This is a genomic window from Kitasatospora sp. NPDC043949, assembly GCF_056435365.1.
The window spans coordinates 200,244-202,048 of sequence record NZ_JBWKEQ010000010.1 but is presented as its reverse complement, the minus strand read 5'-3'; the positions used below and the strand labels follow the sequence as shown (position 1 = coordinate 202,048).

At 70.8% G+C, this 1,805-nt stretch carries 1 protein-coding gene and 1 tRNA gene; both read left to right on the top strand.

Features of this window, described 5'->3' with window-relative positions; translation table 11 throughout:
• Positions 1–518 precede the first annotated feature (518 nt).
• Positions 519–600, top strand: a tRNA-Leu gene (locus tag AC07AL_RS11520).
• A 139-nt stretch (positions 601–739) separates the two neighbouring features.
• Entirely contained in the window at positions 740–1,612 is an 873-nt protein-coding gene (locus AC07AL_RS11515; RefSeq protein WP_478317362.1) for a Bax inhibitor-1/YccA family protein, read from the top strand.
• Positions 1,613–1,805: the final 193 nt, after the last annotated feature.

The following is a 1,805-nucleotide window of genomic DNA, read 5'->3' as shown; positions in this document are numbered from 1 at the left end:
AAGTCGACGCTGACGTTGTCGAGGGCCACGACGCGGGTCTCCCCGTCCCCGTAGACCTTGTTGAGGCCGGTGGCGCGGGCGGCCGCCAGGCCGGTCCGGACGGCGGTTGCGGTCGACGTGGTCACGGGGGTGCTCCTTGGTGGTCGCGGGCTGCGGGAGACGCGCTGGGCGCCTGGACGGCCGGGCCGCCAGGGGCGCCCGGCCGTACCTCCATGCTCCGCCGTGTGATCACGAGTTCTCGTCGCTCCGCCGGACGGTTGGCCTGACCACCGCTGGGCGTACGGCCAGGTGACGCCCTCCTCCTGGGGTATGACGCCGACCCTGAGCGCTGGGCGGTGGCCGGAACTCGTACACTTCGTGGCCGAATTGCGGACTGTTCGTCAGATCGCAAGGAAACATGACAACTTCCCTGGCTGGGAACATGCGAAAGGGCGAGGCGGGCGACTAGGCTCTGGGGTGGCCCGCACCGGGGGTGGAGCGCTTCTTCTCCGGCCGATGGAGGGGTCCGTCCTCAGGACGCCCGGATGGTGGAACGCAGACACGGGCAGCTTAAAACTGCTTGGCCGCGAGGCCGTGCCGGTTCGAGTCCGGCTCCGGGCACCGCTCGACTCGCGGGGGCGCCGACGGCGTCCCCGCCGGGAGTCGTTCAGTGATCCTCCTCGCGGCGTATCCCGATATTTTTGCCAAGCCATTACCCTGGTGGCTGGGCGGTGCAGTGCCGCCACGGAGGGAATGTGCAATGAGAAGCAGCAACCCGGTCTTCTCGCGGGAGGGGTCCTTCACCCGCGAGCCCGGCTACGCGGGGTTCGGTACCACCACGCAGGCCGGGGGCCAGTACGGCAACAACCCCTACGCGGGGACCCCTTACGCCCAGCAGCCGCAGGCGCAGGGCCCGCTGACCGACGAGCAGCTGTACGAGATGTACAACGGGCCGTCGGCCGGCCCCGCCGCCACCGGGCGGATGACGCTCGACGACGTGGTCGTGCGCACGGCCATGACGCTGCTGACCCTGGTCGCCGCCGGCGCGGTGGCCTGGTTCGTGCTGCCGTTCGAGAACTTCGGCTTCGCGATCGGCGCCAGCCTGGTGGCCATGGTCGTCGGCCTGGTGGTCTCCTTCAAGCGCAGCGTCAGCCCGCCGCTGATCCTGACCTACGCGGCTCTTGAGGGCTTCGCGCTCGGCGCGGTCACGCACGCGCTCAACACCGTCATCAACGGCATCGCGATTCAGGCGGTGCTGGGCACGGCGGCGGTCTTCGCGGCGATGCTGTTCGCCTACAAGAGCGGCCGGATCCGGGTCACCGCGCGCTACACCCGGATCGGCATCGCGATTGCCATGGGCTTCGTGCTGCTGATGCTGGTCAACATGATCGCGATGGCGTTCGGCGCCGACATGGGGCTGCGTTCAGGCCCGCTGGGCATCGTGGTCGGCCTGATCGGCATCGCCCTCGGCGCCTTCTTCCTGTCGCTGGACTTCGCGGCGATCGAAGAGGGCATCGCCCAGGGCGCGCCGCAGAAGGAGGCCTGGCGGGCCGCCTTCGGGCTCACCCTGTCGCTGGTCTGGATCTACGTCGAGATGCTGCGCCTGATCGCGATCCTGCGCGGCGACGACTAATCGCGTTCCCGCCGTACCACTGCCGGCGGGGGGGGAGGGGGGGGAAGGGGGGGGGGGGGGGGGGGGGGGGGGGGGGTGGGGGGGGGGGGGGGGGGGGAGGTGGGGGGGGGGGGGGGGAAGGGGGGGGGGGGGGGGGCGGAGATGGTCTGAGACCGGCTGGTGCGGATCTTTAGCGACGAGGGTGTCGAGGTCC

What these genes read in the sequence shown, in the direction of transcription:
- AC07AL_RS11515 (WP_478317362.1), top strand. Translation starts at nt 740, where the DNA reads ATGAGAAGCAGCAACCCGGTCTTCTCGCGGGAGGGGTCCTTCACCCGC.